The sequence below is a fragment of the Lacrimispora sp. YZC11 genome (assembly GCF_057543815.1).
Genome location: NZ_BAAJYQ010000003.1, coordinates 111,638 through 138,223, shown reverse-complemented (window position 1 = coordinate 138,223; position 26,586 = coordinate 111,638). Strand labels below are relative to the sequence as shown.

At 45.4% G+C, this 26,586-nt stretch carries 22 protein-coding genes; 17 read left to right on the top strand and 5 right to left on the bottom strand.

Features of this window, described 5'->3' with window-relative positions; all coding sequences use genetic code 11:
* The first annotated feature begins 151 nt into the window (after positions 1-151).
* The 4 genes from AC27IJ_RS02515 to AC27IJ_RS02500 all read left to right on the top strand — a co-directional run bounded on the left by AC27IJ_RS02515 (position 152) and on the right by AC27IJ_RS02500 (position 5,501).
* The gene (locus AC27IJ_RS02515; protein WP_312503224.1) at positions 152-1,615 is read left to right on the top strand and encodes an aminoacyl-histidine dipeptidase; all 1,464 of its coding nucleotides are present in this window, start codon (positions 152-154) and stop codon (positions 1,613-1,615) included.
* A gap of 90 nt (positions 1,616-1,705) precedes the next feature.
* Positions 1,706-3,628, top strand: coding sequence for an OPT/YSL family transporter (locus tag AC27IJ_RS02510; protein ID WP_312446368.1), 1,923 nt, complete (start codon positions 1,706-1,708; stop codon positions 3,626-3,628).
* Positions 3,618-3,971 (top strand): PqqD family protein, encoded by a 354-nt coding sequence (locus AC27IJ_RS02505; RefSeq protein ID WP_312446370.1) that lies wholly within the window; start codon positions 3,618-3,620, stop codon positions 3,969-3,971. Before AC27IJ_RS02510 ends, AC27IJ_RS02505 begins: the two co-directional genes overlap by 11 nt.
* Before the next feature lie 273 nt (positions 3,972-4,244).
* Entirely contained in the window at positions 4,245-5,501 is a 1,257-nt protein-coding gene (locus AC27IJ_RS02500; RefSeq protein ID WP_312446372.1) for a glycoside hydrolase family 3 protein, read from the top strand.
* Positions 5,502-5,601: 100 nt separating this feature from the next.
* Here the strand turns inward: AC27IJ_RS02500 and AC27IJ_RS02495 are convergent, their stop codons facing one another.
* The 4 genes from AC27IJ_RS02495 to AC27IJ_RS02480 all read right to left on the bottom strand — a co-directional run bounded on the left by AC27IJ_RS02495 (position 5,602) and on the right by AC27IJ_RS02480 (position 9,819).
* Positions 5,602-7,275 (bottom strand): S8 family peptidase, encoded by a 1,674-nt coding sequence (locus tag AC27IJ_RS02495; RefSeq protein ID WP_312446373.1) that lies wholly within the window; start codon positions 7,273-7,275, stop codon positions 5,602-5,604.
* Positions 7,276-7,408: 133 nt separating this feature from the next.
* Complete coding sequence (locus tag AC27IJ_RS02490) at positions 7,409-8,326, bottom strand: ketopantoate reductase family protein (RefSeq protein WP_312503218.1); 918 nt, start codon at positions 8,324-8,326, stop codon at positions 7,409-7,411.
* A 26-nt stretch (positions 8,327-8,352) separates the two neighbouring features.
* The gene (locus tag AC27IJ_RS02485; RefSeq protein ID WP_312446376.1) at positions 8,353-8,817 is read right to left on the bottom strand and encodes a hypothetical protein; all 465 of its coding nucleotides are present in this window, start codon (positions 8,815-8,817) and stop codon (positions 8,353-8,355) included.
* Between the two features lie 72 nt (positions 8,818-8,889).
* Positions 8,890-9,819, bottom strand: a complete 930-nt coding sequence (locus AC27IJ_RS02480; RefSeq protein ID WP_312446379.1) for a LysR family transcriptional regulator — start codon at positions 9,817-9,819, stop codon at positions 8,890-8,892.
* A 187-nt stretch (positions 9,820-10,006) separates the two neighbouring features.
* Here AC27IJ_RS02480 and AC27IJ_RS02475 point away from each other — a divergent pair, with 187 nt between their 5' ends.
* The 12 genes from AC27IJ_RS02475 to AC27IJ_RS02420 all read left to right on the top strand — a co-directional run bounded on the left by AC27IJ_RS02475 (position 10,007) and on the right by AC27IJ_RS02420 (position 24,210).
* Positions 10,007-10,840, top strand: a complete 834-nt coding sequence (locus tag AC27IJ_RS02475; protein ID WP_312446382.1) for an ABC transporter permease — start codon at positions 10,007-10,009, stop codon at positions 10,838-10,840.
* Positions 10,833-11,615 carry an ABC transporter permease gene (locus AC27IJ_RS02470; protein WP_312446384.1) on the top strand — a complete coding sequence of 261 codons (783 nt, stop codon included), beginning with the start codon at positions 10,833-10,835 and terminating at the stop codon, positions 11,613-11,615. Before AC27IJ_RS02475 ends, AC27IJ_RS02470 begins: the two co-directional genes overlap by 8 nt.
* 11 nt (positions 11,616-11,626) lie before the next feature.
* The gene (locus AC27IJ_RS02465; RefSeq protein ID WP_312446387.1) at positions 11,627-12,661 is read left to right on the top strand and encodes an ABC transporter ATP-binding protein; all 1,035 of its coding nucleotides are present in this window, start codon (positions 11,627-11,629) and stop codon (positions 12,659-12,661) included.
* 88 nt (positions 12,662-12,749) lie between these two features.
* Positions 12,750-13,814 carry an ABC transporter substrate-binding protein gene (locus AC27IJ_RS02460; RefSeq protein ID WP_487147330.1) on the top strand — a complete coding sequence of 355 codons (1,065 nt, stop codon included), beginning with the start codon at positions 12,750-12,752 and terminating at the stop codon, positions 13,812-13,814.
* A 13-nt stretch (positions 13,815-13,827) separates the two neighbouring features.
* Complete coding sequence (locus AC27IJ_RS02455; RefSeq protein WP_487147329.1) at positions 13,828-15,549, top strand: adenine deaminase C-terminal domain-containing protein; 1,722 nt, start codon at positions 13,828-13,830, stop codon at positions 15,547-15,549.
* A gap of 143 nt (positions 15,550-15,692) precedes the next feature.
* Positions 15,693-17,030 (top strand): amidohydrolase, encoded by a 1,338-nt coding sequence (locus AC27IJ_RS02450; RefSeq protein WP_312446392.1) that lies wholly within the window; start codon positions 15,693-15,695, stop codon positions 17,028-17,030.
* 224 nt (positions 17,031-17,254) lie between these two features.
* A complete protein-coding gene (gene rpsO / locus AC27IJ_RS02445; protein WP_312446395.1) occupies positions 17,255-17,521 on the top strand; it encodes a 30S ribosomal protein S15 in 267 nt (88 codons plus the stop codon).
* Between the two features lie 357 nt (positions 17,522-17,878).
* The gene (locus tag AC27IJ_RS02440) at positions 17,879-20,008 is read left to right on the top strand and encodes a polyribonucleotide nucleotidyltransferase (RefSeq protein WP_312446398.1); all 2,130 of its coding nucleotides are present in this window, start codon (positions 17,879-17,881) and stop codon (positions 20,006-20,008) included.
* A gap of 214 nt (positions 20,009-20,222) precedes the next feature.
* A complete protein-coding gene (locus tag AC27IJ_RS02435) occupies positions 20,223-20,900 on the top strand; it encodes a FadR/GntR family transcriptional regulator (RefSeq protein ID WP_312446400.1) in 678 nt (225 codons plus the stop codon).
* Between the two features lie 204 nt (positions 20,901-21,104).
* The gene (locus AC27IJ_RS02430) at positions 21,105-22,571 is read left to right on the top strand and encodes an NAD(P)/FAD-dependent oxidoreductase (protein WP_487147328.1); all 1,467 of its coding nucleotides are present in this window, start codon (positions 21,105-21,107) and stop codon (positions 22,569-22,571) included.
* Positions 22,568-23,827 (top strand): NAD(P)/FAD-dependent oxidoreductase, encoded by a 1,260-nt coding sequence (locus AC27IJ_RS02425; protein WP_487147327.1) that lies wholly within the window; start codon positions 22,568-22,570, stop codon positions 23,825-23,827. Before AC27IJ_RS02430 ends, AC27IJ_RS02425 begins: the two co-directional genes overlap by 4 nt.
* Entirely contained in the window at positions 23,824-24,210 is a 387-nt protein-coding gene (locus AC27IJ_RS02420) for a DUF1667 domain-containing protein (RefSeq protein ID WP_312446405.1), read from the top strand. The genes AC27IJ_RS02425 and AC27IJ_RS02420 overlap by 4 nt, the downstream gene beginning before the upstream one ends.
* A gap of 79 nt (positions 24,211-24,289) precedes the next feature.
* Here AC27IJ_RS02420 and AC27IJ_RS02415 read toward each other — a convergent pair whose 3' ends face one another.
* Complete coding sequence (locus AC27IJ_RS02415; protein ID WP_312446407.1) at positions 24,290-24,979, bottom strand: GntR family transcriptional regulator; 690 nt, start codon at positions 24,977-24,979, stop codon at positions 24,290-24,292.
* A 386-nt stretch (positions 24,980-25,365) separates the two neighbouring features.
* Between AC27IJ_RS02415 and AC27IJ_RS02410 the strand changes: the two genes are divergently transcribed.
* Positions 25,366-26,577: an ABC transporter substrate-binding protein gene (locus tag AC27IJ_RS02410; protein WP_487147326.1), complete on the top strand. Its 1,212-nt coding sequence runs from the start codon at positions 25,366-25,368 to the stop codon at positions 26,575-26,577.
* Positions 26,578-26,586: the final 9 nt, after the last annotated feature.

Genomic DNA, 26,586 nt, shown 5'->3' with positions numbered 1-26,586 from the left:
AAATGTGTCGAATAAAATTTATGTAAAAATGCACAATTAAGTCTATTGTGTTTCAGTTTTATTTGTGTTAATATGTTATTAGGTTTTTTGCCCATAAACCTGTTTTTTAAACAAATGGAGGGCTAATTTTTTAGTAAAGGAGAAATATACCGTGGGTAGCAAAGCTTTGGTAAACATGGAACCGGTTGAAGTGTTTCAGTATTTTGAGGAAATCAGCAGTATTCCGAGAGGTTCGGGAAATGAAAGAAGAATCAGTGATTATTTAGTCTCTTTTGCAGAGGAACACAAGCTGGAGGTCATACAGGATAAAGCACTGAATGTAATCATCAAAAAGCCGGGTACCAGGGGCTATGAAGAAAGCCCCGGCGTTGTGATTCAGGGGCATATGGATATGGTTTGCGAGAAAAGGCCTGATGTAATTCATGATTTCATGACAGACCCCATTCAATTAAAAATCGTAGAGGATATGATTTACGCAAACGGAACGACTCTCGGAGGAGATGACGGTATCGCGGTCGCCATGGGGTTAGCGGTTCTGGCATCGGACACGCTGGAACACCCGCCGGTGGAATTGGTGGTTACCACTTCTGAAGAGACGGGAATGGATGGCGCCCATGTGTTGGATCCCAAAAACGTATCGGGTAAAACGCTTATTAATATCGACTCAGAGGAAGAGGGAATCTTAACAGTAAGCTGTGCAGGCGGCTGTACCTCCAAGATTAATATTCCCATAATATGGGAAAGTGCGAATCCCGGCCGGGCGGCTTATACAATTGATATTTCGGGCCTGAAGGGCGGTCACTCAGGAGTGGAAATACATAAGGGCAGAGCAAATGCCAATAAATTGATGGCCCGGCTGCTGAAAAGCGTAAGCTCAGAGATGGAATTAAACTTATGCTCTGTCAACGGAGGTTCAAAGCATAACGCCATTGCCCGTGATGCACAGGCTGTCGTGTGTGTAAATATAGATAATGTCTCAGAACTGAAAGAGCAAGTTTCCGGTTTGGAAGAAATATTTAAGGATGAATTTAAAACAGCAGATCCGGATATAAAAGTTGAGCTAAAGCCTGCTGAAAATATGCCGGAACGAATCATGTCAAAAGATACAAAGGAAAACATCATTAATTTTATGTATCTGATTCCAAACGGAATACAAAGCGTAAGCATGGATATTGAGGGGTTGGTAGAGAGTTCATTGAATCTGGGGGTAGTTCAGACAAAGGAGGATAGTGTTGAAGTCATCAGTTCTATAAGAAGCTCTGTTGGTAGTATAAAGGATAATATTTACAATACCGTAGCCGCCATTGCCAGCCTTACAAATGGAAAGGTGACTGCTGAATCGGATTACCCGGAATGGAAATATAACCCCGATTCAAAAGTAAGACAGCTTTTTATCGATTTATACGAGAAATTATTTGGTGAAAAACCGCTTATAAGTGCAATTCATGCAGGACTTGAATGTGCGATTTTTGATAAAAAGTTTGATGGAAACTTAGATATGATATCCGTTGGACCAACAATGTTTGGAGTTCATACTGCGGAGGAGCATTTAAGTATTCCATCTACTCAGAGGACATGGAAGTTTTTAACAGAAGCACTGAAAGCTCTCAAATAGCAGCACAGGGGTGTGACTATTTTTTAAAATTTCAATTTATGGCAATAATTGAATCAAACAATGACTATATAAGAAAAGGGAGTACTGTGTATGAATCAAAAATTATCTAAAGGAGCATATGGCGGTGTATCCGGAAAAGACTACGTCCCATACGTTTCCAAAAGCTCAGGATTGGGTGGAAATATTACAGTATTAATCATTGGTATTCTTCTGTCTGCGTTGTTCGCTGCATCGACTGCTTACTCGGGAATGAAAGCAGGTCTTACAGTTGCCGCCGGGATACCGGGCTCCATATTAGGTTCTGTATTTATTGCTATTTTTGCCAAGGAAAAGGGGATACTTGGAAAGACACTCATGCAGGGGATGGCAAGCGGTGGTGAATCAATTGCCAGCGGCATGATATTTGTATTACCGGCAATTCTTTTGATTGGTTCCAAAGTGACATTTCTGGAAGGCTTTGTGATCGGTGTCGGTGGTGCATTGTTTGGCATAGGAGCAGCTTCTCTTGTTTACAATTATTTGATCGTGGAAGAACATGGAAAATTAATGTATCCGGAATCAATGGCTATTTCTGAAACCTTGGTTGCTTCGGAAGGTGCGAAAGATTCACTTAAGTTTATGGGAATCGGATTTGGAATAGGCGGTTTTATAACCATTTTGACCAGCTCATTCTTAAATATCACCAACAATGTGATAAGCTTTGTAAATGAGCCCTTTTACAAATGGAAATTTCAGCTGGAAGTGAACCCCCTTCTGCTGGGGATAGGCTTCATTGTTGGAATGCAGGTATCCGTGACCATGTTTGCCGGCTCCATATTATCCAACTTTGCCGTTACGCCTCTCATCGGCTATTTTGCTTCTTTAGGCAGCGGCGGCCCGGCCGTATGGAATAACCCTGCTGTCAGCGTAAACGGTATGGGTGTCGGCGATATAGCAGGCAGCTATGTAAAATATATCGGTGCAGGCATGATGCTTTCCGGCGGCCTGATAGGTGCGGTAAAACTGATTCCGACGGTTATCGCTTCTATAAAGGTTACCATGAATGCCAGAGGAAAAGGCTCCGGCGGCGCTGGATCTTCTGTTGAAACTGTTATATTACTGTCAGGTATTATCGTAGGCTTCATCGGCGGTTTCCTTGTGTCAGGGGGCAACATTGCCATGGCATTGCTTGGTGCTGTTTTATCTATGGTGCTGTCCTTGATGTTTGTTATCGTTTCCGGCCGTTTAACCGGCACCATCGGAACATCAAACCTTCCCGTATCCGGTATGACAATTGCTTCCATTGTAATCGTCACATTACTGTTTGTAGGATTGGGATGGAAGAGTGTGGATGATAACAAGGCTCTGCTGTTATTCGGTTCCTTTATTGTCACTGCAATCGCTGCAGCGGGCGGTTACTGCCAATCACAAAAAGTTTCTTTTATCATTGGCGGAAGCAAGAATGAGATGCAGAAATATTTTGCCATTGCTTCTGTGGTAGGTGTTGTGGTAGTTACCTGTGTCATATTATTGCTTTCAGATCAGCTCTCAATGACTGGTGACAATGTTGCGTTTGCATTGCCTCAGGCGAATTTAATGGCAACATTGACAGCAGGAATCATGTCGGGTCAATTACCCTGGGTTATGATCATCTGCGGCATTGTGATGGGAATCGTTTTGTTTTTGCTGGGACTCCCTGTAATGACAGTGGCAATCGGGTTTTATTTGCCCATATCCACAACTTCTATTATTTTGATAGGAGCCCTGGTTCGTTACTTTGCTGAGATGTATTCCAAAAATGAGAAAGAAAAGGAAGTGAAAGTTTCTAACGGTGTAAGCCTGTCGTCAGGGCTTGTTGCCGGCGGATCAATCATCGGACTGATCGGAATCGTTTTGCAGGTGACGGGAATTATCAAGGGCACCGGCCCAAGCGGATTTGCGAACTCAAATGGAATGGCATTTCTCTTACTGATCATTCTTGTAGTAGCGACCGCAATACCGATTTTTAAGAGTGAAGTGAAGAATGTTAAATAATAATGATGAGGTTTTAAATATAATATTTAAGATTTCCGATGAACTGGAATTTGAGGTTGACAAAAACGGCATTGTGACCATGCTTGAAAAACAGGATCACAAGATCCAGCGGGTTTTTAGAAAACTTGGTTTCAAAATTCCGGAATATAAAAGAATTACAATGGATGAGTATGGAAGCTGCGTCTTTCTTCAAATTGACGGCAGTAAGACCGTTGGGGAAATAGGTAAAAGCCTTGAAGATACGTATGGTGACAAGGTGGAGCCACTGTATGAAAGGCTGCTGTTATTTGTCAGTCACCTAGAGCAGCAATTTCACTATATCGAAAATACCAGCAGGGTGTAAGAAAGAGTCTGCAAAGCAGACTCTCGCACCGGAGGGGGGTCGCTTCAGCGACCATACGTTAGCGCAGAGAATTCAAAATGCAGATAAATCGGTGCCGGGAGTCTAGTCCTGGCACCGATCTTTTTATTATCAATAGCCCGCCTTTCCGATCCAACCGGGCTTTTCCTTTCAATTACAGCAGCCGGGGGTGTAGTAAATAACTCTTGACCGCTGCTGGCTGGAACGATATAATTATCATTAAATTATTTTACCGACTGGTCAGAAAGGACTTTGATGAAACCGAATAAATATATGTTTTTCTTTGTGCTCTTACTCCTTCCGCTTTTTTTGGCAGGCTGCGGGAGGCGGTACCCGGATTATAGCAGTCAATCCGGCGGCCTGAGCACGGAGGATTCAAAAACGGCTGCAAACGGGACAGATGCACACACTGCCGGTTCTACGGAAACCTCAATCCAAATATCCACCACAGAGCCTTCGGCTATGGAAGATACGGCCGGGCAGACGGATTCCTCCTCCGGCAGTGATCCCTATGAGGCAAGAGCCGGGGAACTGCTCTCCGGCATGTCCCTTGAGGAAAAGGTAGGGCAGGTGTTTTTTGTACGCCTGCGCAAAGCCAGTGCCGCTCAGGATATTGAGAAATATCATTTGGGCGGTTATATCCTTTTCGGAGACGATTTTAAGGATGAGACGCAAACCGGTATCCAGGATTTCATTAAAGGCTGCCAGAATGCCTCTCCCATCCCGTTGTTCATCGGAGTGGATGAGGAAGGCGGGACCGTGTGCCGTGTCAGTAAATACGGGGCTTTCCGATCCGAACCGTTTAAGTCTCCTCAGGATTTGTATAAACAGGGCGGCTTTGAAGCTATTCAGGCGGATACCAGGGAAAAGGCGGCCTTTCTGCTTGAACTTGGGATCAATGTTAATCTGGCTCCTGTCTGTGATGTCTCTATAAATCCGGATGATTTTATCTACCGCCGTTCTTTTGGCCGTGAGGCACGGGAGACGGCTGATTATGTCAGGACAGTTGTTCAGGAAATGGAAAAAGCGCGGATCGGAAGCACGCTGAAACATTTTCCCGGCTATGGCAGCAATGCGGATACCCATACGGGATCCGCGGTAGATACCAGAGATTATAAACAATTTGTCCAGAGTGACTTCCTTCCATTTGAGGCAGGGATTGAAGCCGGAGCCGACAGTGTTCTGGTTTCCCATAATATCGTAACTTCAATGGATGAGAAACATCCTGCCTCCCTTTCCCGTGCTGTTCATGATAAACTAAGGGAATCCTTAAACTTTAAGGGAGTGATTATGACGGATGACCTCAGTATGGATGCCATTAAGGAAAGTACATCGGATGCGGCTGTGCAGGCCATTGCCGCCGGGAATGACTTACTGGTTGCAACTGACTTTGACGTACAGATTCCGGCCGTCTTAGATGCCTTAAATAGCGGGAATCTGAAAGAAGAACAGATTGATGCTTCCGTAATCAGGATACTGGTCTGGAAGCTTAAATTGGGCATATTGCAGTGATTCATTCTGCCATTACGTTAGTGCCATTTAACTAAACGAAAAAAGTGCGCTTCCAGCCGGGAAACGCACTTTTTCCATATAACAAAACTTCTTATCAAGTTTAATCACCATAAACTACTTCAAAAAGGTTATTAATTTCCACCTGGCCATAACCCCATATGTTATTCGGATAAGTAATGGCCTTGTCACGCATTGCATACCAAATCAGCTGTCGGTTAACAAGACTGCCGGTCATCTGGATATAATTCTCTTTGACAATCCCCCATTCAAAAACCATCGCCATGACGCCTGCCGCGTGGGCCGCTGCGGCTCCTGTTCCTGTGGCAGTACCGTATTTATTTCCCGGAACCGCACACGGGATATGATAGCCCGGAGCTGCAATATCAGGCTTAATCGCACCTAGTCTTGTGTAGCCTCTGCCTGATTCTTCCAGAATGTAGTTATTGAACTGATTATAGGCGGTAACGGTCAACACGCTTAATGCGTTACCCGGAGAAGTGATAGTAACGTTTGGATCCGGGTTTATAAAGTATGTTTCGTCTGTTATCAAGTTTCCTGCTGGGAGCCATGCATGAAAGGAGAATGATTCATGATTATAATTTTCCAAATGAAAATTCCAGGTTCCCGGAAAGGTGTTTTCGAAACGCAGCAGGATAAGCTGGTCTCCGGTATTTTGCTCATAAATAATATTATTTATAAAGACGTTTGTCTGGCTTAAATTGAAATTATAATTTATGCAGCTATTAATTGAAGGAGGAATTAATCTTGTATTCTCCCGGGTGGGAGAGGTTATGCTGATAGACAGCTGAGCCGGGGAAGAGGCCCAAATTTCCATAAAGAACGTGCTGTCAGCATTTCCTGCATTTAACCCAAAGTCACTATAAAAGACTTCGGGTAAAGTAGCATTAAAATAATGTCTATTTTTGTTTCCTTCATTTCCGGCTGAGACTGCAACTCCAATTCCGGGAAGCTGTGCTAAGTAATCTAAATAGCTGCTTAAAGGGCCGTTTCCGTCATGTCCTCCCTGACTTGTTCCAAGGGCAATACAGATAACCATTGGCTTATTCAATTTTTGGGAGACAGCAGCCAGGTAACGTGCGGCAAGCATAATATCAGATTCCTGAAAACACAGAAGTTCATCCGGTATTAAAAAAATATCTTTTAAATTTTTTTTTGCATTTTTCAATTTTACAACTACCAGATCAGATTCCGGGACAACTCCGCGGAACCTTTGGTCATTGGTTTGGGTACCGGCCGCAATGCTGGAAATTGCCGTGCCATGACCATTGGTATCAACCGAAGGAACGATAGATAAAGGATCATCCGACTGTAAAGCTTTGTTTATTAAATCTCTGCCGTATTCGGAACCAAACGTAAAGCTCTCCGGGCGTTCTCCGTTTTGATCGGTCTGATCCCATATTGACTGAATGCGGGTGGTTCCGTCACTGTTTTTAAAAGCCTGATGCCGGTAGTCAATACCGGTATCTATAATTCCTATGAGTACGTCTTTTCCAAACAGGTTTAAATCAGGATCACTCTGAACCGCTGTAATACCGGATTTGTCTAAACTTACTATTGAATTTAGTGTGTAAATTGACGAAAAACTGTTGTAAGAATACAGCCCTAGGTTACAGGCGTTCATAGATTCTGCCGGGACATGTTCCAAAGAAAGCCTTTCATTGAGGTAGGTAATCTCATTGTCATTATGATGTAGCGGAATGAGAGCGTTATTTACGAACAGATCGTAATAATTATTGTCAAGAATTCTTTCCAAAATCAAGCCCCCTCTTTGTATTCTGGTGCCATACATATTTATGCAAAGAGATTCCAATTATGATTATTATAAAGAATGAGGCAATGAAGGAAATGAAGAAAGTTAATGGTTAAAGATCTTTGACGGTTTTTCATTAATAAGCAGCTTCTATTTCTTTGATCTTCTCATAAAGCATATCATTGACCGGAACCATTAATCCGTGTTTTGCAGCCAGACGGCGTACAGCTCCAGAAAACATTTCCACTTCGGAATACCGGCGGGCTATTCCATCCTGACGCATAGAGGGAACGCTTTCCGGAGAAAGGGTTTTGATCAGATTAATGTAGAAATCCATATCTTCTTCCGATAAGCCAACTCCTTCTTTTTTGGAAAGACCGATCACTTCCTTCATGGCCCCGATCAGGGCATCATAAGCCTCCCCAGGAGCAAGCACTCCGCCATAATTGGTTTCAAAGGCCATGCAGGTCTGGTTGATTCCCACATTCAGCATGAATTTTCCCCAAAGACGTTTTACAATATCGGCTTCAACCGTATAGGATACGCTGGCCATGTCAAAGTAACGGGTTAAGTCATTTAGTCTGGATTCCTGTCCTTCGGTCCTGGTTCCAAGTAAGAGCGTGCCCGGACGGGTGTATGTAAGACTGGAACCAAATCTCATGGCATCCATTCCCTGTGCAATGCAATAAAGTACTTTTTCCCTGCCGAACCGTTCCGCGATGATCTCCTCGCTGTCGATTCCATTCATAACCGATAGGATCGTGGTATCAGGACCAACGCTAGCCTCCATGGTATCCAGGGCAGAAGAGAGGGCGCCGTATTTGACTGCCACAATAATAAAATCCACCGGCCGGGCGTTTGTGCAGTCCTCTATCCGAAAGGAAAAGGGCTTGCCGTTTATGGTGAAGGGCATTTGCTGGTAACGCTCTATTCTTTCGCGGTCCCCAAGGAAGAATATGTTATCCGGGCCAAGGGAAGCGGAAATCTGGCTGGCGTAAAGCATTCCCAAAGCGCCCAGCCCTACAATTGCAGTTGTTTTAGAATGATCGCTCATAAAATCTCCTTTCAACTAAGGTTTGTCTACGGAATGAGGCATTGGTTTTTATCAATGCCTCCCGCATTCATGCTGTCCTCATATATTTTTTCCAATTCTTCCAGATGAAAAACCCCTTTAGATATTTCATAGAATTTTTTCGAATCCGCCAGATAGAACATGCCGTTTTCGTCCACATTAATTGCCGCAGTCTGGCCGTCGGTGTTAGAAAAATAAATCTGGTAGGTGGTGGCGCTGTCAAGAGCTCCGTCAGGAACTTCTTCTAAAGAGAAGCCGTGAAAGAGATCTGCGACCTTGGCTATGGTTTCCTTGCTCTCGTCAAAGAATGAATAACAGATGGAACCATAGTAAATGGAAACGGATTCGGTTTTTTCTGTGTCAATAGGAATGCCGGTAAGGTCCTCTGCCTCCTTTTTCTGGCTCTGGCATGCGGTAAGGGATAATATAAGAAGGATTAAAAGGATATAGATTCTCTGTATTTTTTTAATCATAGGAAACCTCTTTTTTTAATCTATATTACCACAAGTTCCTAAAAAAGCAAAGAAAAGGGAGGGGATCGGTAATTATGTTTGTTTTGTCTGGTAATATTCTGCCAGGATATCAAGATAATCCTTTGCGTACTTAGGCAGGTAGCGGTTTTTCTGATAGGCGGCTATGAGGGTGTTTTCAATCTTTTCTTTGCCAATGGAAAGGCAGACAGAGGATTTTGATTCCCTGTCTTTGAGATAATGATAGTAGCTTTCAGGGGCAAAGGCGGCTCCTAAGCCTTCCATGGCAAGGCGAATAGACATTTCGCTGTTTCTGGTATGAAGCAGAATATTTGGTTCCAGCCCGTAATCCTTAAAAAGCTTTAAAGCGAGGCCGCCTGTATTCTGGTCAGGATAGAGAAGAATAAAGGGTTCGTTTGAAAGAAGGCCCAGATCGATCCAGGGATATTGAAAGCCATCTTTTTTTTCTGCCATTTTTACCAGTGGATTTGATCCTGATAGAACGAGAACCATTTCTTCCTTTCCGATTACCTGATAATCCAGGCCGGTGGGAAATTCATGGATGTTGTAGATGGTCACGTCTACGGTGTAGTCGGTCAGGGTATGTTCTGCTACAAAGTTGACTTCCTCCATCATGTTGACCGTGACATGGGGATATAGCTTGTGGAAATTTGAAAGGGTGGGACCGATCAGGCTGTTTCCAAGCATGATGGGAATGGCGATATTTAACCGCCCGTGGTTTTGGTGCATAATGTCATCAAATTCCATGTCCCATTCTATTCCGGATTCTACGATTTTTTCGGCATAGTGGATGTAACGTTCTCCGATATAGGTTGGAGAATAGCAGCTTCCAACACGGTCAAAAAGACGGGCCCCAAGCTGATGCTCCAAGTTTTTTAAATATTTGCTTAAAGATGGCTGGGAGATGAAAAGAGTTTCTGCAGCTTTGCTGATGTTTTTTTGTCTGGCGATGGCCAGAATGTATCTTGCTTCCTTCAGTTCCATAAATATTCCCTCTTTGTGCAGGTGATCGTGTACCTTTATAACTTTACTGCATAGAAAATATAGATTATATGTATTTGACGTACAGTATATCATAATTTATAATAAAAGTATAGACATAAATTAACAGAACTTATAAGTAATAATAAGTTCATAATGATTGACGTATAAAAAGTATGGGGAGGTCTAAATGAAGAAAAGTAGTGCATTTATCATGGTGGTGCCAGGGCTTGTAATATTGGCAGTGTGTCTGTTTTTACCGCTTTTAAGGGTACTGATCCCGTCTTTTCGAACCGGAGACTATCCGTTCAGCGCTTACGTAGAATTTTTCCAGGATGAGTATTATCTTAAGATTTTTATGAGGACGGTAAAGGTTGCATTCCTGACTACGGTTGTCTGTATGGCAGCAGGAGTTCCGACCGCATATTTTATCAGCCGGTGCCAGAAGAAGTGGAGAGGGATTCTGCTGTCTGTTTCCATTTTTCCTCTGATGACCAATTCTGTAATCAGAAGCTTTGCCTGGATCAATATTTTAGGGAGCAACGGTATCATTAACCGGTTCCTTTTGGCGGCCGGCTTTGTGGAAAAGCCTGCGAAGCTGTTGTACACGGATTTCGCCATTATCATTGGTTCCGTTTACTTATTTCTTCCACTGATGATCGTTACAGTGGCCGGCATAATGGAAAATATTGAGGATGACATGATGGAGGCGGCTCTCAGCCTGGGGGCGGACAGGTTCAAGGCCTTTATGAAGGTGATTTTCCCCATAAGTCTTCCTGGAATCATCGTTGGAGGCATTCTGGTGTTTACCGGAACCTTGACGGCCTATACAACGCCTCAGCTTCTGGGGGGCAATAAACATATGGTCCTTGCCACTTTCATCTACCAGAGGGCCATGAGTGTGGGAGACTGGAATGGGGCCGCAGTCATCTCCCTGATCATGATCGCTACGACCCTGGCTGTGATCAAAGGTTTAAATGCCCTGTCAGCCAGACTGGACAGAAGAGGAGGAAATCATGCGTAAGAATAAAATACTGACTGCTTTTGCTGTGATGGTGTTTCTGTTTTTGGTTCTGCCGCTTGTCATCATTACAGTGACTGCCTTTGGGGAGGGCAGTGCCATCACCTTTCCCATCGACTCCTTCTCTTTTCGATGGTTTGTCAATGTATTTGCATTAAAGTCCTTCCGGGTTTCCTTTCTGACCAGTCTGGAAATCGCGCTGCTAGCGACCGTAGCCGCCCTGATTGCAGGGATTCCGGCTGCCTATGCTCTGGCAAGGTCCGGCATGAAGGGAAAGGGGATTTTAAAATCCGTGTTCCTTTCTCCGACCATTGTGCCTGGAATCGTAATCGGCTTTGTACTCTATCAGTTTTTGGTTTTGACTTTAAGAGTTCCAGTGTTTGCCGGACTTTTGGCCGGGCATTTTATGGTAACTCTGCCCTATGTGATCCGGGTAGTCGGCTCCAGTCTGGAACAGTTCGATTTTTCGGTGGAAGAGGCGGCCTGGAGTTTAGGGTGCACAAAGTCAGGGGCATTTTTCCGTGTGGTACTGCCTAATATCACATCGGGAATCTCCGCTGCCTTTATGCTGGCTTTTATTAACTCCTTTAATAACATTCCGGTTTCCATGTTTCTCTCCGGTCCCGGTGTGTCTACCTTCCCGGCGACTCTCATGGGTTACATCGAATATAATTATGATCCTACCGTATCGGCGGTTTCCGTACTTTTAATGGCCGTAACGGTCCTTATTATGGTAATTGTTGATAAGACACTGGGAATTGCAGCTTTGGCAAAATAGGAGGAGAAACCATGGCGTATATGACGTTGCAGGATATTGATGTCTGTTATGATAAGAAGAAACAGATTTTAAAGGGATTGAATTTAGAAGTGCAGGAAGGGGAGCTGGTTTCCCTTTTGGGGCCAAGCGGCTGCGGAAAGACTACGACCCTTCGGGTGGTAGCTGGGTTTATTGAGCCACAGAATGGAGTTTTCGCTCTGGATGGCGCAGACCTTACCAAGGTTCCGGTCCACAAGAGGAATTTTGGAATCGTATTTCAAAGCTATGCCCTGTTTCCTCATTTAAGTGTATATGACAATGTGGCATTTGGGCTTAAGATGAGAAAGCTTGATAAGGCGGAAATTGATAAAAAGGTGGATCAGATTTTAGAGGTCTGCGGTCTTACGGAATTTCGCGGGCGGTTTCCCCAGCAGATGTCCGGCGGGCAGAGGCAGAGAGTGGCCCTTGCAAGAGCGCTGGTAATTGAGCCAAAGCTTCTTCTCCTTGATGAGCCATTAAGCAACTTAGATGCAAAGCTCCGCATCAATATGCGCATGGAGATTAAGAGGATCCAGAAAAAGCTTGGCATTACCACCCTGTTTGTCACCCATGACCAGGAGGAGTGTTTTTCCATCTCGGATAAGGTGGCGGTTATGAATCAGGGAGTGATCGAACAGTTTGACACGCCGGAAAATATTTATCAAAAGCCAAATACGGAATTTGTTGCAAGATTTATTGGTTTTGAGAATTTTCTTCCTTTAAAGAGGCAGGGAGATGTATATAAAACGGAGACCGGCGCAGTATTTAACGTAGAAAGCGCACACAGGGAAGACACCTGTACCGGCACCATCCGCCCGGAGGATATCCGGGTGGCAGAGGAAGGGCAGGACAACAATATCCTGGAAGGTACAGTAGGCGTCCGGACATTTCTTGGAAAGGGCTATCAGTATGAGGTCCTTACAGCGGCAGGAAAGTTCCTGGTAAACAGGCCGGCAGAAGAAGCTTATGAAGAGGGCAGCCGGATCCGCCTTTATCTGCCGGAGTCAAAGTTGGTTCTTGTGCATTAAAGGGGCATCTGCCCAAAGGACATGGGCAGTAATAAGGTAACTACGGCTGATACAGCCGGTCAATTATAAAAAAGAGAGGATCATGATTATGAAGAAAGTATTGGCATTATCCCTGTGTGCAGCCATTGTACTGACGGGCTGCGGCGGTACCGGAACTACGGGAACAGCAGGAGAGAAAAAGAGCGGCACAGAAGAGAAGAAACTGGTTTTATCCACTTACGGCTTAAGTGAAGATATTTCTGAGGAAGAGGTGTACAAGCCCTTTGAGGACCAGTACAACTGCAAGATCGTTACAGAGACAGGAAGCACCAATGAGCGTTACACAAAGCTTTCTGCTGACTCGCAAACTACCATTGACGTAATAGAACTGTCCCAGGCCATGACGGCAAAGGGAATCGAAGAGGGCTTATTTGAGCCTCTGGATTTAAGTAAGATCGAGAACAGCCAATATTTGATCAAAGCGGCAAAGACCATGGCGGACGCCGGACAGGGAATTGCCTATACCATCAACAGCATCGGCATTATGTATGATCCGGAAGCGGTGGGTTTTGAGATTAAGAGCTTTGATGATTTATGGAAAGCGGAGCTGGAAGGAAGCGTTGCCATTCCGGATATCACGACTACCTTTGGTCCTGCCATGGTTTATATGGCAAGCGATTACAAGGGCGTTGATGTGACCAGTGACAAAGGAGCGGCCGCTTTTGAGGCATTGGAGGAATTAAAGCCAAACCTTGTAAAGACCTATGCAAAGTCTTCTGACTTAATCAATATGTTTACTTCCGGAGAAATCAAGGCCGCTATTGTAGGCGACTTCGGTGTACCAACCATTAGTGAAGCAAACCCGGGTCTGGTGTATGTGACTCCTGACGTGACCTATGCAAATTTCAATACCATCAGCATTACCAAGAACTGCAAGGACAAGGAACTGGCTTACGCATACATCAATTACCGATTAAGCAAAGAGCTTCAGGACAAAACCACCAAGGCTTTAAACGAAGCACCTACCAACAGCCAGGTGGAGGTTTCCAAGGAAGAGTCGGAAAATATGACTTATGGCCCTGCGGCAGAGAGTGCAAAGGTGTTAGATTATTCTTTTGTCAATCCGGTCTTAAGCGATTGGATTGATCAGTGGAACCGGACAATCAATAATTAAGGACAGAGGGAAAATGAAGGTTGACTTACTTGTTCAAAATGGATGGGTCTACCGGACATACAGGCAATGCTTTGAAAAAATGGACATTGCGGTTGTAGGGGAAAGGTTTTATGACATTTCCCCTTCTTCCTATTATGGGAACAAAAAGAGTGTTCCTTATGAGGCTGAATGTGTGGTGGATGGTACAGGAAAATATTTTATACCGGGACTGATCGATATTCACATGCATATCGAAAGCTCCATGACATATCCGGGAGAGTTTTCCAGGGCGGCCCTGCCCTGGGGGGTCACCTGCGTGGTGGCTGACCCTCATGAGATCGCCAATGTATTCGGGTTAGAAGGAATAAAAAGCTTTATGGAACAGGAAACGGAGCTGGATATATACTACGGAATTCCATCAAGTGTTCCTTCCACCGGAAGCAGCTTAGAAACCTCAGGCGGACAAATCAGGGAAGAGGAGGTCCGGGAGCTTTTAAAAGAGGATAAAGTCATCTGCCTTGGAGAGGTGATGAATGATTCAGACTTAGTCTCCGGGGAAGATACCCTGATTAAACGCATCATCAGGCTGTGTCAAAACGGGGAGCGCAGGCTTAAGATCGAGGGGCATTGCCCTGCCCTGTCAGGAGCAGAGCTTGCAGGCTTTATCCGGGGCGGCGTGGATGCGGACCATACCCAGCAGACACCAGAATCGGTTCTGGAAAAGACGGACATGGGCATGTTTCTGGAACTTCAGGCAAAATCCCTGACATTTGATGTGGTAGAAACGGTGGTATCCCATGGTCTTTATGAAAATGTGGCTCTTGTAACAGATGATACCATGCCGGATCATCTGGCAAAGGGCCATTTAAACCAGATCCTTAAATTGGCTGTGGAGCAGGGAATGCCGGCAGAGAAGGCTATTTACTGTGCGACCCTTACTCCTGCGCGGAGAATGGGCCTCGATGACAGGGGGATGATTGCGCCTGGAAAGCTGGCGGATTTCGTTGTACTTGATGATCTGGTAAGCTTTTGCCCTTCTGCGGTATACAAAAATGGAAATCAGCATATAAAAAGCCCGGATGCTCCAAAAGCAGTTTTCCCGGACCATTTTTACCAGTCTGTAAAATGCCGCCTGGCTCTGGCTTCCGATTTTAAACTGAACCGGTGCGAGATACGGGAGGGAACAGCAACCGTAAATGTCATGGAGATTCAGGACTTTGGAACAAGGGTCAGGCATGTGAAAAGGGAAATTCCCGTCAGGAACCGCTGCATATGCTGGCAAGAGGCAGGACTTTGTCTGGCAATGGTATTTGAACGCTACGGAAAGACAGGAGATGTTTCCTATGGGCTTGTGGAACATGCCTTAACGTCTCCCGGTGCGGTTGCAACCACCTGGAGTCATGACAGCCATAATCTGCTGGTGCTTGGAAATTCGGTGGAGGATATGGTACTTGCCCAGAACCGGGTGGTTCATATGCAGGGCGGTTATGTAACGGCCCGGGGAGGCAAAATCACAGCTTCTGCAGCCCTTCCCGTAGGAGGAATCCTCTCCGACGGAAGCCTTTTAAAGCTTTCGGAGGAACTGGCTGAGGTGAGGGGGGAAATTGAAGCCATGGGGTATGTGAACAGCAATGTCATCATGTCCATTTCTACCCTGACGCTTCTGGTTTCACCGGAATTAAAGATAAGCGACATGGGCCTGTTTGATGTAAAGACAAAGCAGAGGGTTCCTTTGGTGGAAAAATATGAGTCTTAATAAGGAAGTAATTTAAAGACATCCTACGGGTTAGGCGGGTGTACCTATGTGCCCCAAACCATGGGCAGTAATAAGGAAACACCCGTCGGGTATCCCTTTATGCCCAAGATACACGGGCAATAATAAGGAAAAGGTTGATAAATGTGAGAACGATAATCATAAATGTAACTGTGGTAACAATGAATGAACAGAGGGAAATCCACGATCCCGGTTTTTTGATATTTGAAAACGATATCATTACAGCAGTGGGAGCTATGAAGGATTTACCGGAAAAAGCCTGGTCCTTGGATGCGGTGACAGTGGACGGTAAGAACGGCATATTGATGCCGGGAATGGTGAATCTCCACACTCATATGGGGATGATCCCTTTCCGCGGACTTGGGGATGACTGCAAGGACCGGCTCCGGGTATTTTTGCTTCCAATGGAGCAGAAGGCCATGGATGAAGAACTTGTTTACCTGTCTTCCCGTTACGCGGCAGGGGAGATGCTTCTTGGCGGCGTGACCACAGCCCTTGATATGTATTACTTTGAGGAAGAAGCTGCAAAGGCTATGGATGAGATGGGAATGAGAGGGATTGCAGGGCAGACAGTGATGGAAGAAGGTGCCTGTGATTTTGACAATCCTTATCAGGCATTGGCTTATGGGGAAAAATTGATAAAAAAGTATCAGTCTCATCCCAGAATATCAGCCTGCATTGCTCCTCATGGAACCAGCACCTGCGGGGAAAAGCTGCTTATGGAAGCCTACCGTCTGGATTCGTCCTTAAAGGTTCCTTTTACTTTACATACGGCGGAAATGGATTATGAAATGGATTATTTCCAGAAGGAATACGGCATGTCCCCGGTTCAGTATTTGGACAGCATCGGGGTATTGGGAAAAGAGACTCTGGCAGCCCATTGCATCCATATGAAGGAAGAGGACCTTTTGCTATTAAAGGAACGGGGAGCAAGGGTGGCTCACTGCATCGGCTCCAATACAAAGGCGGCAAAGGGAGTAGCACCGGTAAGCTCCATGCTTCGGATGGGAATTCCGGTAGGCCTTGGAACGGATGGCCCTGCCAGCGGAAACACTCTGGATATTTTTACGCAAATGAAGCTTTGTGCCGATTTTCATAAAAATGAAACCAGGGACCGGAGTGCATTTCCGGCGGAAACCATTGTGTCAATGGCTACGGATCAGGGAACAAAGGCCCTGGGGCTTTATGACCATACAGGTTCCTTAGAACCTGGAAAGCAGGCGGATTTAGTTTTAGTTGAAACCCGTTCCGTTAACATGTTTCCGGTTTACAATCCCTATTCGGCCCTTGTTTACAGCGCTAATCCATCCAATGTGGAGGCTGTATACGTTGCAGGGGAATGTGTGGTGAAAGAGAAGAAGCTTGTAAAGGCAGATATGGCAGAAATCAGGAAAATGCTGTTAAAGAAAATGAAAAAAACGGATTTTGGAATTTATATGGAAAAAATGGGAAATATTTATTGAGGGAAGGGTTTGCATCGTGATTATAATACAACGATCAGAGGAATATTATATACAGATGCTTTAATTATAAATTCGCCGGTTGTTATTTATTAGAAATAATTGACAACCATATTGCCCTGTGGTAAACTGTATCAGTACAAATACGCGCCGATACTTGGTATTTCGGATACTCCAACCAATACTTGGTATGAGGTGAGACTTTAAGACTAAAGGAGGAAATCAACATGATTTCAAAGGAAAAGAAAGCAGCTATTATCGCTGAACATGGCAGAAAAGCCGGCGACACAGGTTCACCAGAAGTACAGATCGCAATTCTGACAGAAAGAATCACAGAATTAACCGATCATCTTCAGAAGAACCCAAAAGATCATCATTCCAGAAGAGGACTTCTGATGATGGTTGGACAGAGAAGAGGTCTTCTTGATTACTTAAAGAAGACAGACGTAGAAAGCTATCGTTCATTGATCGAGAAGTTAGGAATCAGAAAATAATAAACCATTTAGGGTGGAGGACATCTCCACCCTATCTGTCTATTAGGAAAAGAATATTAAAAGTAGAAGCATTCCCCGAGACCGCTGATGTGCGCGTAATAAGCAGAGCAAAGAGGCGGGAAGGGGGCGCGGATATGCTGGCATATCCGCGCCCCCTTCCGGTCTCTTGGCGAGCAACCGCGAATGAGGGACTAAAAGTCCCGAATTTGCGGCTGCGTATTCTGCCAAAGGCAGAATCTGCTTATGCCCCCCCCAGCGGGCTGCACAAGCAAACTCATTTTTTTGCGCGCAGATCAGTAGTTTCGGCGTCTTCTACTGTTAATATAAATTAAATATCCAGTAAAAGGAGATACCAGTATGTACAAGAGTTTTAGTATGGAACTGGCCGGCAGAACATTAACCGTTGATGTCGGCAGAGTAGCAAAGCAGGCAAGCGGCGCGGTGTTCATGCACTATGGCGATACCGTAGTATTAGCTACCGCGACTGCTTCTGACAAACCAAGAGATGGAATCGATTTCTTCCCACTGAGCGTAGAATATGAAGAAAAATTATACGCCGTAGGAAAGATCCCCGGAGGTTTCAATAAAAGAGAGGGAAAAGCATCTGAGAATGCAATTTTGACCTCCCGTGTCATTGACCGTCCCATGAGACCCCTGTTTCCAAAAGATTACCGCAACGATGTGACCTTAGATAACATCGTTATGTCCGTAGACCAGGACTGCAGTCCGGAGCTGACAGCCATGTTAGGCTCGGCCATTGCCACCTGCATTTCCGATATTCCCTTTGACGGACCCTGTGCTTCCACCCAGGTGGGACTTGTAGACGGAGAACTTGTCATCAATCCGACCCAGGCTCAGAAGCAGGTTTCCGACATGGCGCTTACGGTTGCATCTACAAGAGAAAAAGTCATCATGATCGAGGCCGGAGCCAATGAGGTGCCGGAAGATAAGATGATCGAGGCCATTTTCAAGGCTCATGAAGTAAACCAGGAAATCATCAAATTCATCGATACCATTGTAGCGGAGTACGGAAGGCCGAAGCACCAGTACACCAGCTGCGCAGTACCGGAAGAGTTATTTGCTGCCATCAAGGAAATCGTGACTCCGGAAGAGATGGAAGTTGCTGTATTTACCGATGAAAAGCAGATAAGAGAAGAAAACATCCGTAAGATCACCGCAAAACTGGAAGAAGCTTTTGCTGAAAAGGAAGAATGGCTGTCAGTGCTGGGAGAAGCCATTTACCAGTACCAGAAAAAGACTGTCCGTAAGATGATCTTAAAAGACCATAAGCGTCCTGATGGCCGTGCCATGGACCAGATCCGTCATCTGGCAGCAGAGATCGATATGCTCCCAAGAGTACATGGTTCCGCCATGTTCACCCGCGGCCAGACCCAGATTTTAAATATTTGTACCCTGGCGCCATTATCAGAAAGCCAGAGATTAGACGGTATTGATGATTTAGAAACTTCCAAGAGATATATGCACCACTACAATTTCCCGTCCTTCTCCGTAGGAGAGACAAGGCCTTCCAGAGGACCGGGACGCCGGGAGATCGGCCATGGTGCCCTGGCAGAGAGAGCATTGATTCCGGTTCTTCCGTCTGAGGAAGAATTCCCATATGCGATCCGTACCGTTTCCGAGACCATGGAATCCAATGGATCTACCTCCCAGGCAAGCATCTGTTCCTCCTCCATGTCCTTAATGGCGGCAGGTGTTCCTCTTAAAGCGGCTGTTGCAGGTATTTCCTGCGGTCTGGTTACCGGAGATTCCGATGACGATTATATTGTCCTGACCGATATCCAGGGACTGGAAGATTTCTTCGGCGATATGGACTTTAAGGTAGGCGGCACCCACAAGGGTATCACTGCGATCCAGATGGATATTAAGATCCACGGCCTTACAAGACCGATCATTGAGGAAGCCATCCGCACCACCAGAGAGGCAAGGCTTTACATTCTTGATGAGGTTATGGCAAAAGCCATTGCAGAGCCGCGTAAGGAAGTAGGCAAGTATGCTCCGAAGATCGACCAGATTTCCATTGATCCTCAGAAGATCGGTGATGTGGTCGGAAAGCAGGGGAAGGTGATCAATAAGATCATTGAAGAAACCGGCGTAAAGATCGACATTAACGATGACGGAAATGTATCCGTATGCGGAACCGATCAGACCATGATCGACCGTGCGATCCAGATCATTAAGAGCATTGTTACGGAAATCCAGGCAGGACAGATTTTCACAGGCAAGGTTGTCAGAATCATGAACTTTGGTGCTTTCGTTGAACTGGCTCCCAACAAGGATGGCATGGTTCACATTTCCAAGCTGTCTGATAAGAGGGTGGCAAAGGTTGAAGATGTTGTCAACATCGGTGACGAAGTGACCGTTAAGGTGATGGAAGTCGATAAGATGGGCAGAATCAACTTAAGCATGAAGCCGGGAGATCTGGCTGCAAAGGCAGAAGATAAGAAAGAAGAAAAAGAAGCAGAATAAAACAGCTATGCCTTGTGGCAGACAGCAGATAGGCCGATATCCGTCTGCTGTCTGTTTTTTTATTTAACAGGAAAGTTCTCCGGGCAGGATCCGCATGACGCGCCAGGGAAATTAGTCACTGAAGTGACAGTGCGTCAGCGCTGGAGTCTGGCAAGCCAGACTCTTTCTTATAACAAATTTTTAAGCAGTTACCAGATCAAGGGAGGAGGATATCATGGAAAAGCAGACACTGGCAGAAATTGCCGCCCAAAAATTGCTGCAGATAATACAGGTGGAAGGATATACCGCAGGAGACAAGCTGCCTACCGAGACGGAACTTTCTGAAGTTCTGGGGGTAGGGCGTAATACGGTCCGTGAGGCGTTAAGAATCCTGATGTCCCGGAACATTGTTACCATTCGTCAGGGATCAGGGACCTTTCTGTCGGATAAAAATGGCGTGGCCGATGATCCTCTGGGATTTACCATGATTGAAGACAGAAGAAAGCTGACAGAGGATCTAATCCAGATCCGGGTTATGCTGGAGCCTCCTATTGCAGCCCTGGCTGCCCAGAACGCGACTGGGGAGGACATCCTTTCCCTGGAGCAGATACTTTTGGAATTAGAAAAAAGGATGAAAAACCTGGAGGATTATTCGGAAAAGGATTCCCAGTTCCATGCCCAGATTGCCAACTGCAGCCATAATCTGGTCATGGCAAATCTGGTACCTGTCATTACGGATGGGGTCCGGGTCTTTGCCGGTTCGGTCCGGGAGACCGAATATGCCCAGACGCTATTGTCTCATCGCAGGATTTATGAGGCGATTAAGGACCGGAAACCTGTGGAGGCACAGCAGGCAATGTATTTCCATTTAATGTACAACGATAACCGCTATAAAGAAGAAGACCGGGAATGAAACTGATTTAAGACTCAGGCAGGAAAAGGGAAACGAAGGTCAGAACGCGTGCATTGAGAAAAGAGGCATATATTCATGGGATGAATATATGCCTCTTTTCTCAATTTTTCTTGACTTATCCCATGAAATATGATAAAAATAGAACATATTCATGGGATGAGTATTCGCCCTATAGTGGTCATTTTTTTCCTGGAGGTTAAAAAATTGAAACAATTATATGATGTACTTATTATCGGAGGCGGTGTCATTGGAAGCGCAATTGCGAGGGAAATGTCCAGATACCGCTTAAAAATAGGCGTTTTGGAAAAGAATCTGGATGTATGCTGTGAAACGAGCGGACGAAACTCCGGAGTGGTCCATGGAGGATTCGCATATGACACCGGTTCCCTGAAAGCAAAACTATGCGTGGAAGGAAATCAAATCATGGGACGACTTTCAGAAGAACTGGATTTTCCTTTTTACCGCTGCGGAAAGGTTCTGGTAGGAAATACACCAGAGGATCAGGAAACACTGGATCGGACCATGAAGCAGGGAAGGGCCAATGGGGTAAAAGGATTGGAGCTGATCGGAAAAGAGCGGCTCCATGAACTGGTACCTGCCGTTGTAGGAGAATTTGCCATGTATTCCGCGGAAAGCGGGATTGTAGATCCTTTCGGCTATACCATTGCCCTGGCTGAAAATGCCTCGGACAATGGTGTGGATTTTTTCTTTGACCGTGAGGTGACAGCCATTGAAAGAGATTCAGATTGCAATTATATGATTACCACGTCCGGCGGAACATTTTACAGCCGCTGGATAGTGAACAGCGCCGGTCTGGGCTGCGGGAAAATATCGGAGCTGCTGGGGATCAGCGGGTATAAGATCATAGGTTCCAAGGGAGATTACATCATCCTGGATAAGAGGACCGGCCCTTTGCTCCCGATGCCGGTATACCCGGTTCCAAGCAATACGTATATGGGGATCCATGTGACCAATACCACCGATGGCAATGTTATCGTCGGGCCCAATGCGGATCTGACAGAGAACTTTACATATTATGGCGTATCCCAGGAAAATATGGACTATTTAGCAAGAAGTGCATCTGACTTATGGCCCTGTATCCATAAGCAGGATTATATCCGCAACTATTCCGGAATCCTTCCCAAATGGGTAGATGAGCATGGAGCAATCCAGGATTTTAAAATTGAGGTGCAAGATTCAAAAGCGCCGAGGGCCATTAACCTGGTGGGTATAGAATCCCCCGGGCTGACTGCTGCTGTACCCATTGCCCTCTATGCAGTCGGTCTCATGGCGGAAAGGGAAAAGCTTACCCTTAATCCCTCCTTTCAACCCGTTCGCAAAGGTGTGGTGCGGTTTGCTGAGCTTTCAAAAGATGAGCAGAACTTAAAAATTCTGGAAAACCCCGATTACGGAGAAGTGATCTGCCGCTGCGAAAAGGTAACAAAAGCGGAAATCCTCCAGGCAATCCACAACCCTCTTGGAGTTGACACCCTGACTGGAATTAAATACAGAACCCGTTCTATGATGGGGCGCTGCCAGGGCGGTTACTGCCAGATGCGCATCGCGCAGTTGATGGAGCAGGAACTGGGAAAGAAAGAAGATCAAATCCAATATGCCAGAAAAGGCTCTTATATGTTCTATGGCAAAGTAAGGCAGGAGGTGGAGTCATGAATGCACAACAAAATGGGATTCAGGCAGAACATGTGGATGTAGTTATTATAGGCGGAGGACCTGCGGGACTGGCAGCAGCAGCAGAACTTCACCGCCGGGGAATTCATAAATTGCTGATCATTGAGCGGGAAAAGCAGTTGGGAGGCATCCTGCGCCAATGCATTCACGACGGGTTTGGACTGACACGCTTTCAGACTGCCTTAAGCGGCCCTGAATATGCACAGCGTTTCATTGACACAATAGAAGAACTGAATATTCCTTACATAACGGATGCAACTGTGACAGAGGTGACCAGCGAAAGACAAGTGACGGCGGTTTCCAGGGTAGGCATGAGAATGTGGCAGGCAAAGGCGGTAATACTGACCATGGGCTGCCGTGAGCGCACGAGGGGAGCCATAGGGCTTCCGGGAGAGCGGCCTGCAGGCGTATTTACAGCAGGCGTTGCCCAGGCTTATATGAATCTGTTTAATACCATGCCTGCCAGGGAAGTGGTAATCCTGGGCTCGGGAGATATCGGCATGATCATGGCGCGCAGGCTTACTCTGGAAGGGGCTCATGTAAAGGCTGTATTTGAAATCCAGCCTTATCCCAGCGGCCTGCCCCGGAATGTGGAGCAGTGTCTGGGAGATTACGGCATCCCTTTGTATCTAAGTCATGGCATAACCGCAATTCATGGAAATACCAGGCTTACCGGAGTTACTGTCTCTGAAGTGGATGAGAATTTAAAGCCCATTCCGGGGACAGAAAAAGAATATCAATGTGACACGCTCATCCTTTCCGTAGGCCTGATTCCGGAAAATGAATTGTCCCTGGATGCGGGAGTTATCCTGGATGAACGGACTAAGGGGGCCTTGGTAGACGAATATTTCCAGACTGGCACAGAAGGGATCTTTGCGGCAGGAAATGTCCTCCATGTTCATGATCTGGTTGATTTTGTATCCATGGAGGCGGAGAATCTGGCCGGTTCGGTGGTGGAATACGTAGAAAAAGGGAGCTTAAATCCGGCTGCTATTTCGATTAAAACGGATTGCAGCATCGGATATACGGTGCCTCAGAGAGTCAGCGGAACGACAGAATTCACATTGTCCTTAAGGGTAAAAAAACCGATGAAGGACTGCCGCATTGTTGTGCGTCAGGATGGAAGAGAAGTGGCTGTTAAAAAGATGAAAAAGGCCATACCGGCAGAAATGATCCGCTTTTGCATCTCTCATGAAAAGCTGGTATCCGGTTTAAATTTGGAGGTGAGCGTGGAATGATGAGGGAATTTACCTGTATTATCTGTCCAAATGGATGCGGGATAAGCGCAGACATAGAAATAGAAAGCGGAGTCAGCGTGATACGATCCATAGATGGCGCTCTCTGCCCCAGAGGGGAGACTTATGTGAGGCAGGAACTGATTGATCCCCGCCGCAACATTGCGACCTCAGTTCTGGTAAAAGGAGGAATTCTGCCGTTAGCCAGCGTACGCCTGACAAAACCGATCCCAAAAGACAGGATCTTTGATGCTATGGAAGAGATAAAGAAGTGCAGCCTGACGGCACCTGTTACCGCCGGTACGGTTATCGTGAAAAATGTTCTTGGATATGATGCAGATGTCATTGTAACAAAATCTGTGCCTGCCGGTGAATTGCTGAAATAATAGAAAATCAGGCAATATTACAGCAGCCGTAAAACAGAATTGTTTTACGGCTGCTTGTAGTGTAAAAATGTGGAATTATCTATTCAATGAAATAATCAGCAAATTCTTTCTTTAGTATGGTCTGATCTGCCAGTGCGGTGGATATGTGCCGGATCATGGCTTCGGAAGCTTTTTTCTTATCCTTTTCCTCGATGGCTTTGCAGATGGCGGAGTGATCGCTGATAACACGGTCTGACACATTGATCTGGTAACTCAGCTTTCGCTGCCTGTCAAAATGGGGCATAATGGTCTGCATGGTATTATAGATAAAGGACATTCCGCATATATCGTAAAATTCTTTATGAAAAGCAATATCCAGAGTCAAAAATTTCTCAAAATTCTCCCTAGGTCCATTGGACGCATAATCCTTTTGGAGCGTTATATAATCGTATAAATTATCTAAGTGCTCCTGGGTGATAAAATCGCAGCTCATTTCTGCCAGCGGCCCCTCTATCATTTTCCTCATGGTACAAACCTGTTCCACAATATTACAATCAATCAAAGAAATGAAAATTCCTTTTTGAGGATAGCTTTCGATCAAATGACCATTGGTCAGAGAAAGAATTGCTTCTCTGACCGGAGTCCGGCTGATGTTTAATTCTTTTGAAATTTCTATATCAGAGATTTTTTGTCCTGGCGTGAAATCCAGGTTGATGATCTGATCCAGAAGAAACCGAAGAGCATATTCGCGTGCGGATTCTCCCGGGTTTTGAGTAAATTTTTTCGTCATTTCTGCGCTCCTTTGGGTTACGGCGATGTCACGGTGAAATTCGGACATGGTATTTTAAATTAAAATCAATATATTACTTTGAAGAAAAATGGCACAATAGATACAGTATACGGTACAAACAATGTTTTTACCATGGATGAAAATAATAAATATAAATAAAAAAATAGACGTTTATTACATAGAAAACGATTATTTTGGTCAAAATGCATAAAATTTATATGTTTTTAATGGATAAAAGAAACAAAATCCTTGTTAAATAAATATCTATTATTGCTTTTCATTTACTGCTATAGTATACTAACGCCATAAAAATATATTACATAGCGACTAATATATTTTTAAATCAATTCAATTATATTCAGAATGCGCAAGAGGAGGATTACTACATGAGAAGGATGAAAAAAGTTTTATGCATGGCAATGGCGGTCGGTTTGACCGTCTCATCTCTGGCTGCCTGCAAAAGCAGTCCGTCAGGAGCGGCCAAAGCTTCCGCTGCAGGAGAAACTCAGGCAGGAGCCCAGTCAACAGCAACCGGTAAGCCGATCAAGGTGGGAGTTTCCAACATGGTAACAGGCCCCATGGCAGCGGGAGGGCTTCGTATGAAGCAGGCTGTAACTATGGCTTTTGAAGAAATCAATGCCAAAGGAGGAGTGCTGGGTGGAAGACCTTTGGAGATGGTTCTGGTTGATGATACAGGTACTCCCACAGGCGCGGTGAATGCAGTCAATAAGATCCTGGGAGAGAATGTTTCGGTGGCCATTGGTCCTCATACATCACCGATGGCATCTGCAACTCAGGAATTGTATCGGAAGGCAGCAGTTCCTTTTATCAGCGCAGCTACCTCACCGAAGCTTTTAGATGCACAGAATCCATACTTTTTCCGTATATCTGTTTCGGATGGGGCTGTTGGACCGGCTATGGTGGAGTTTGCCAAGGAACAGTTTAGTGCAGGAAAAGTAGGAGCTCTCTATGATACGGATGATTACGGTGTTGCAGCCGACAATGCTACAAAACAGTATTGTGAAAAGAATGGAATTGAGTATTACTCAGAAGGCTTTACAACAGGAGATAAGGACCTGACTTCACAGCTTTCCAAGCTAAAGGGCTGGGGACCGGATGTTATCTTTGACTTTACCCATGACGCTGAAGCGGCTTTGGTTGTACGCCAGCTGGACGAGCTTGGTATGGGAGATCTGCCTCACGTTGGACCCAATGCCCTGGCCCAGTCCCAGACCTATGATTTATGCGACGCAAAACAGCTGGAAGGGACTTATGCATCTACGGATTTCTATGCTGACCAGACCAATGATACCATGAAGAAATTCCTGGATGATTTTAAGGCACGCTGGGGAGCAGATGTGGAACGTTATGCAGCTATGTATTATACGGCAGCTTACTTAACGGCCGATGCCATTGAACGGGCCGGCTCCGATAAACCGGAAGATATCCGGAAGGCTCTTTCTGAAACAATGGATTTTAATGCGGTATTCGGCAAACTTAATTGCTCCGAGCAGGGAGAGATGAATACCAACCTTTATATTCTGGAGTTTGACGGGGAAAAGAATATGTCTGTAACCAAGCAGGTATCCTTAGACTGATTTTAGCAG

Excerpts from the sequence above, each read along its gene's own strand:
- AC27IJ_RS02510 (WP_312446368.1), top strand. The coding sequence starts at position 1,706 with ATGAATCAAAAATTATCTAAAGGAGCATATGGCGGTGTATCCGGAAAA.
- AC27IJ_RS02505 (WP_312446370.1), top strand. The coding sequence starts at position 3,618 with ATGTTAAATAATAATGATGAGGTTTTAAATATAATATTTAAGATTTCC.
- AC27IJ_RS02500 (WP_312446372.1), top strand. The coding sequence starts at position 4,245 with ATGAAACCGAATAAATATATGTTTTTCTTTGTGCTCTTACTCCTTCCG.
- AC27IJ_RS02490 (WP_312503218.1), bottom strand. The coding sequence starts at position 8,326 with ATGAGCGATCATTCTAAAACAACTGCAATTGTAGGGCTGGGCGCTTTG.
- AC27IJ_RS02485 (WP_312446376.1), bottom strand. The coding sequence starts at position 8,817 with ATGATTAAAAAAATACAGAGAATCTATATCCTTTTAATCCTTCTTATA.
- AC27IJ_RS02480 (WP_312446379.1), bottom strand. The coding sequence starts at position 9,819 with ATGGAACTGAAGGAAGCAAGATACATTCTGGCCATCGCCAGACAAAAA.
- AC27IJ_RS02475 (WP_312446382.1), top strand. The coding sequence starts at position 10,007 with ATGAAGAAAAGTAGTGCATTTATCATGGTGGTGCCAGGGCTTGTAATA.
- AC27IJ_RS02470 (WP_312446384.1), top strand. The coding sequence starts at position 10,833 with ATGCGTAAGAATAAAATACTGACTGCTTTTGCTGTGATGGTGTTTCTG.
- AC27IJ_RS02465 (WP_312446387.1), top strand. The coding sequence starts at position 11,627 with ATGGCGTATATGACGTTGCAGGATATTGATGTCTGTTATGATAAGAAG.
- AC27IJ_RS02460 (WP_487147330.1), top strand. The coding sequence starts at position 12,750 with ATGAAGAAAGTATTGGCATTATCCCTGTGTGCAGCCATTGTACTGACG.
- AC27IJ_RS02455 (WP_487147329.1), top strand. The coding sequence starts at position 13,828 with ATGAAGGTTGACTTACTTGTTCAAAATGGATGGGTCTACCGGACATAC.
- rpsO (WP_312446395.1), top strand. The coding sequence starts at position 17,255 with ATGATTTCAAAGGAAAAGAAAGCAGCTATTATCGCTGAACATGGCAGA.
- AC27IJ_RS02440 (WP_312446398.1), top strand. The coding sequence starts at position 17,879 with ATGTACAAGAGTTTTAGTATGGAACTGGCCGGCAGAACATTAACCGTT.
- AC27IJ_RS02435 (WP_312446400.1), top strand. The coding sequence starts at position 20,223 with ATGGAAAAGCAGACACTGGCAGAAATTGCCGCCCAAAAATTGCTGCAG.
- AC27IJ_RS02425 (WP_487147327.1), top strand. The coding sequence starts at position 22,568 with ATGAATGCACAACAAAATGGGATTCAGGCAGAACATGTGGATGTAGTT.
- AC27IJ_RS02420 (WP_312446405.1), top strand. The coding sequence starts at position 23,824 with ATGATGAGGGAATTTACCTGTATTATCTGTCCAAATGGATGCGGGATA.
- AC27IJ_RS02415 (WP_312446407.1), bottom strand. The coding sequence starts at position 24,979 with ATGACGAAAAAATTTACTCAAAACCCGGGAGAATCCGCACGCGAATAT.
- AC27IJ_RS02410 (WP_487147326.1), top strand. The coding sequence starts at position 25,366 with ATGAGAAGGATGAAAAAAGTTTTATGCATGGCAATGGCGGTCGGTTTG.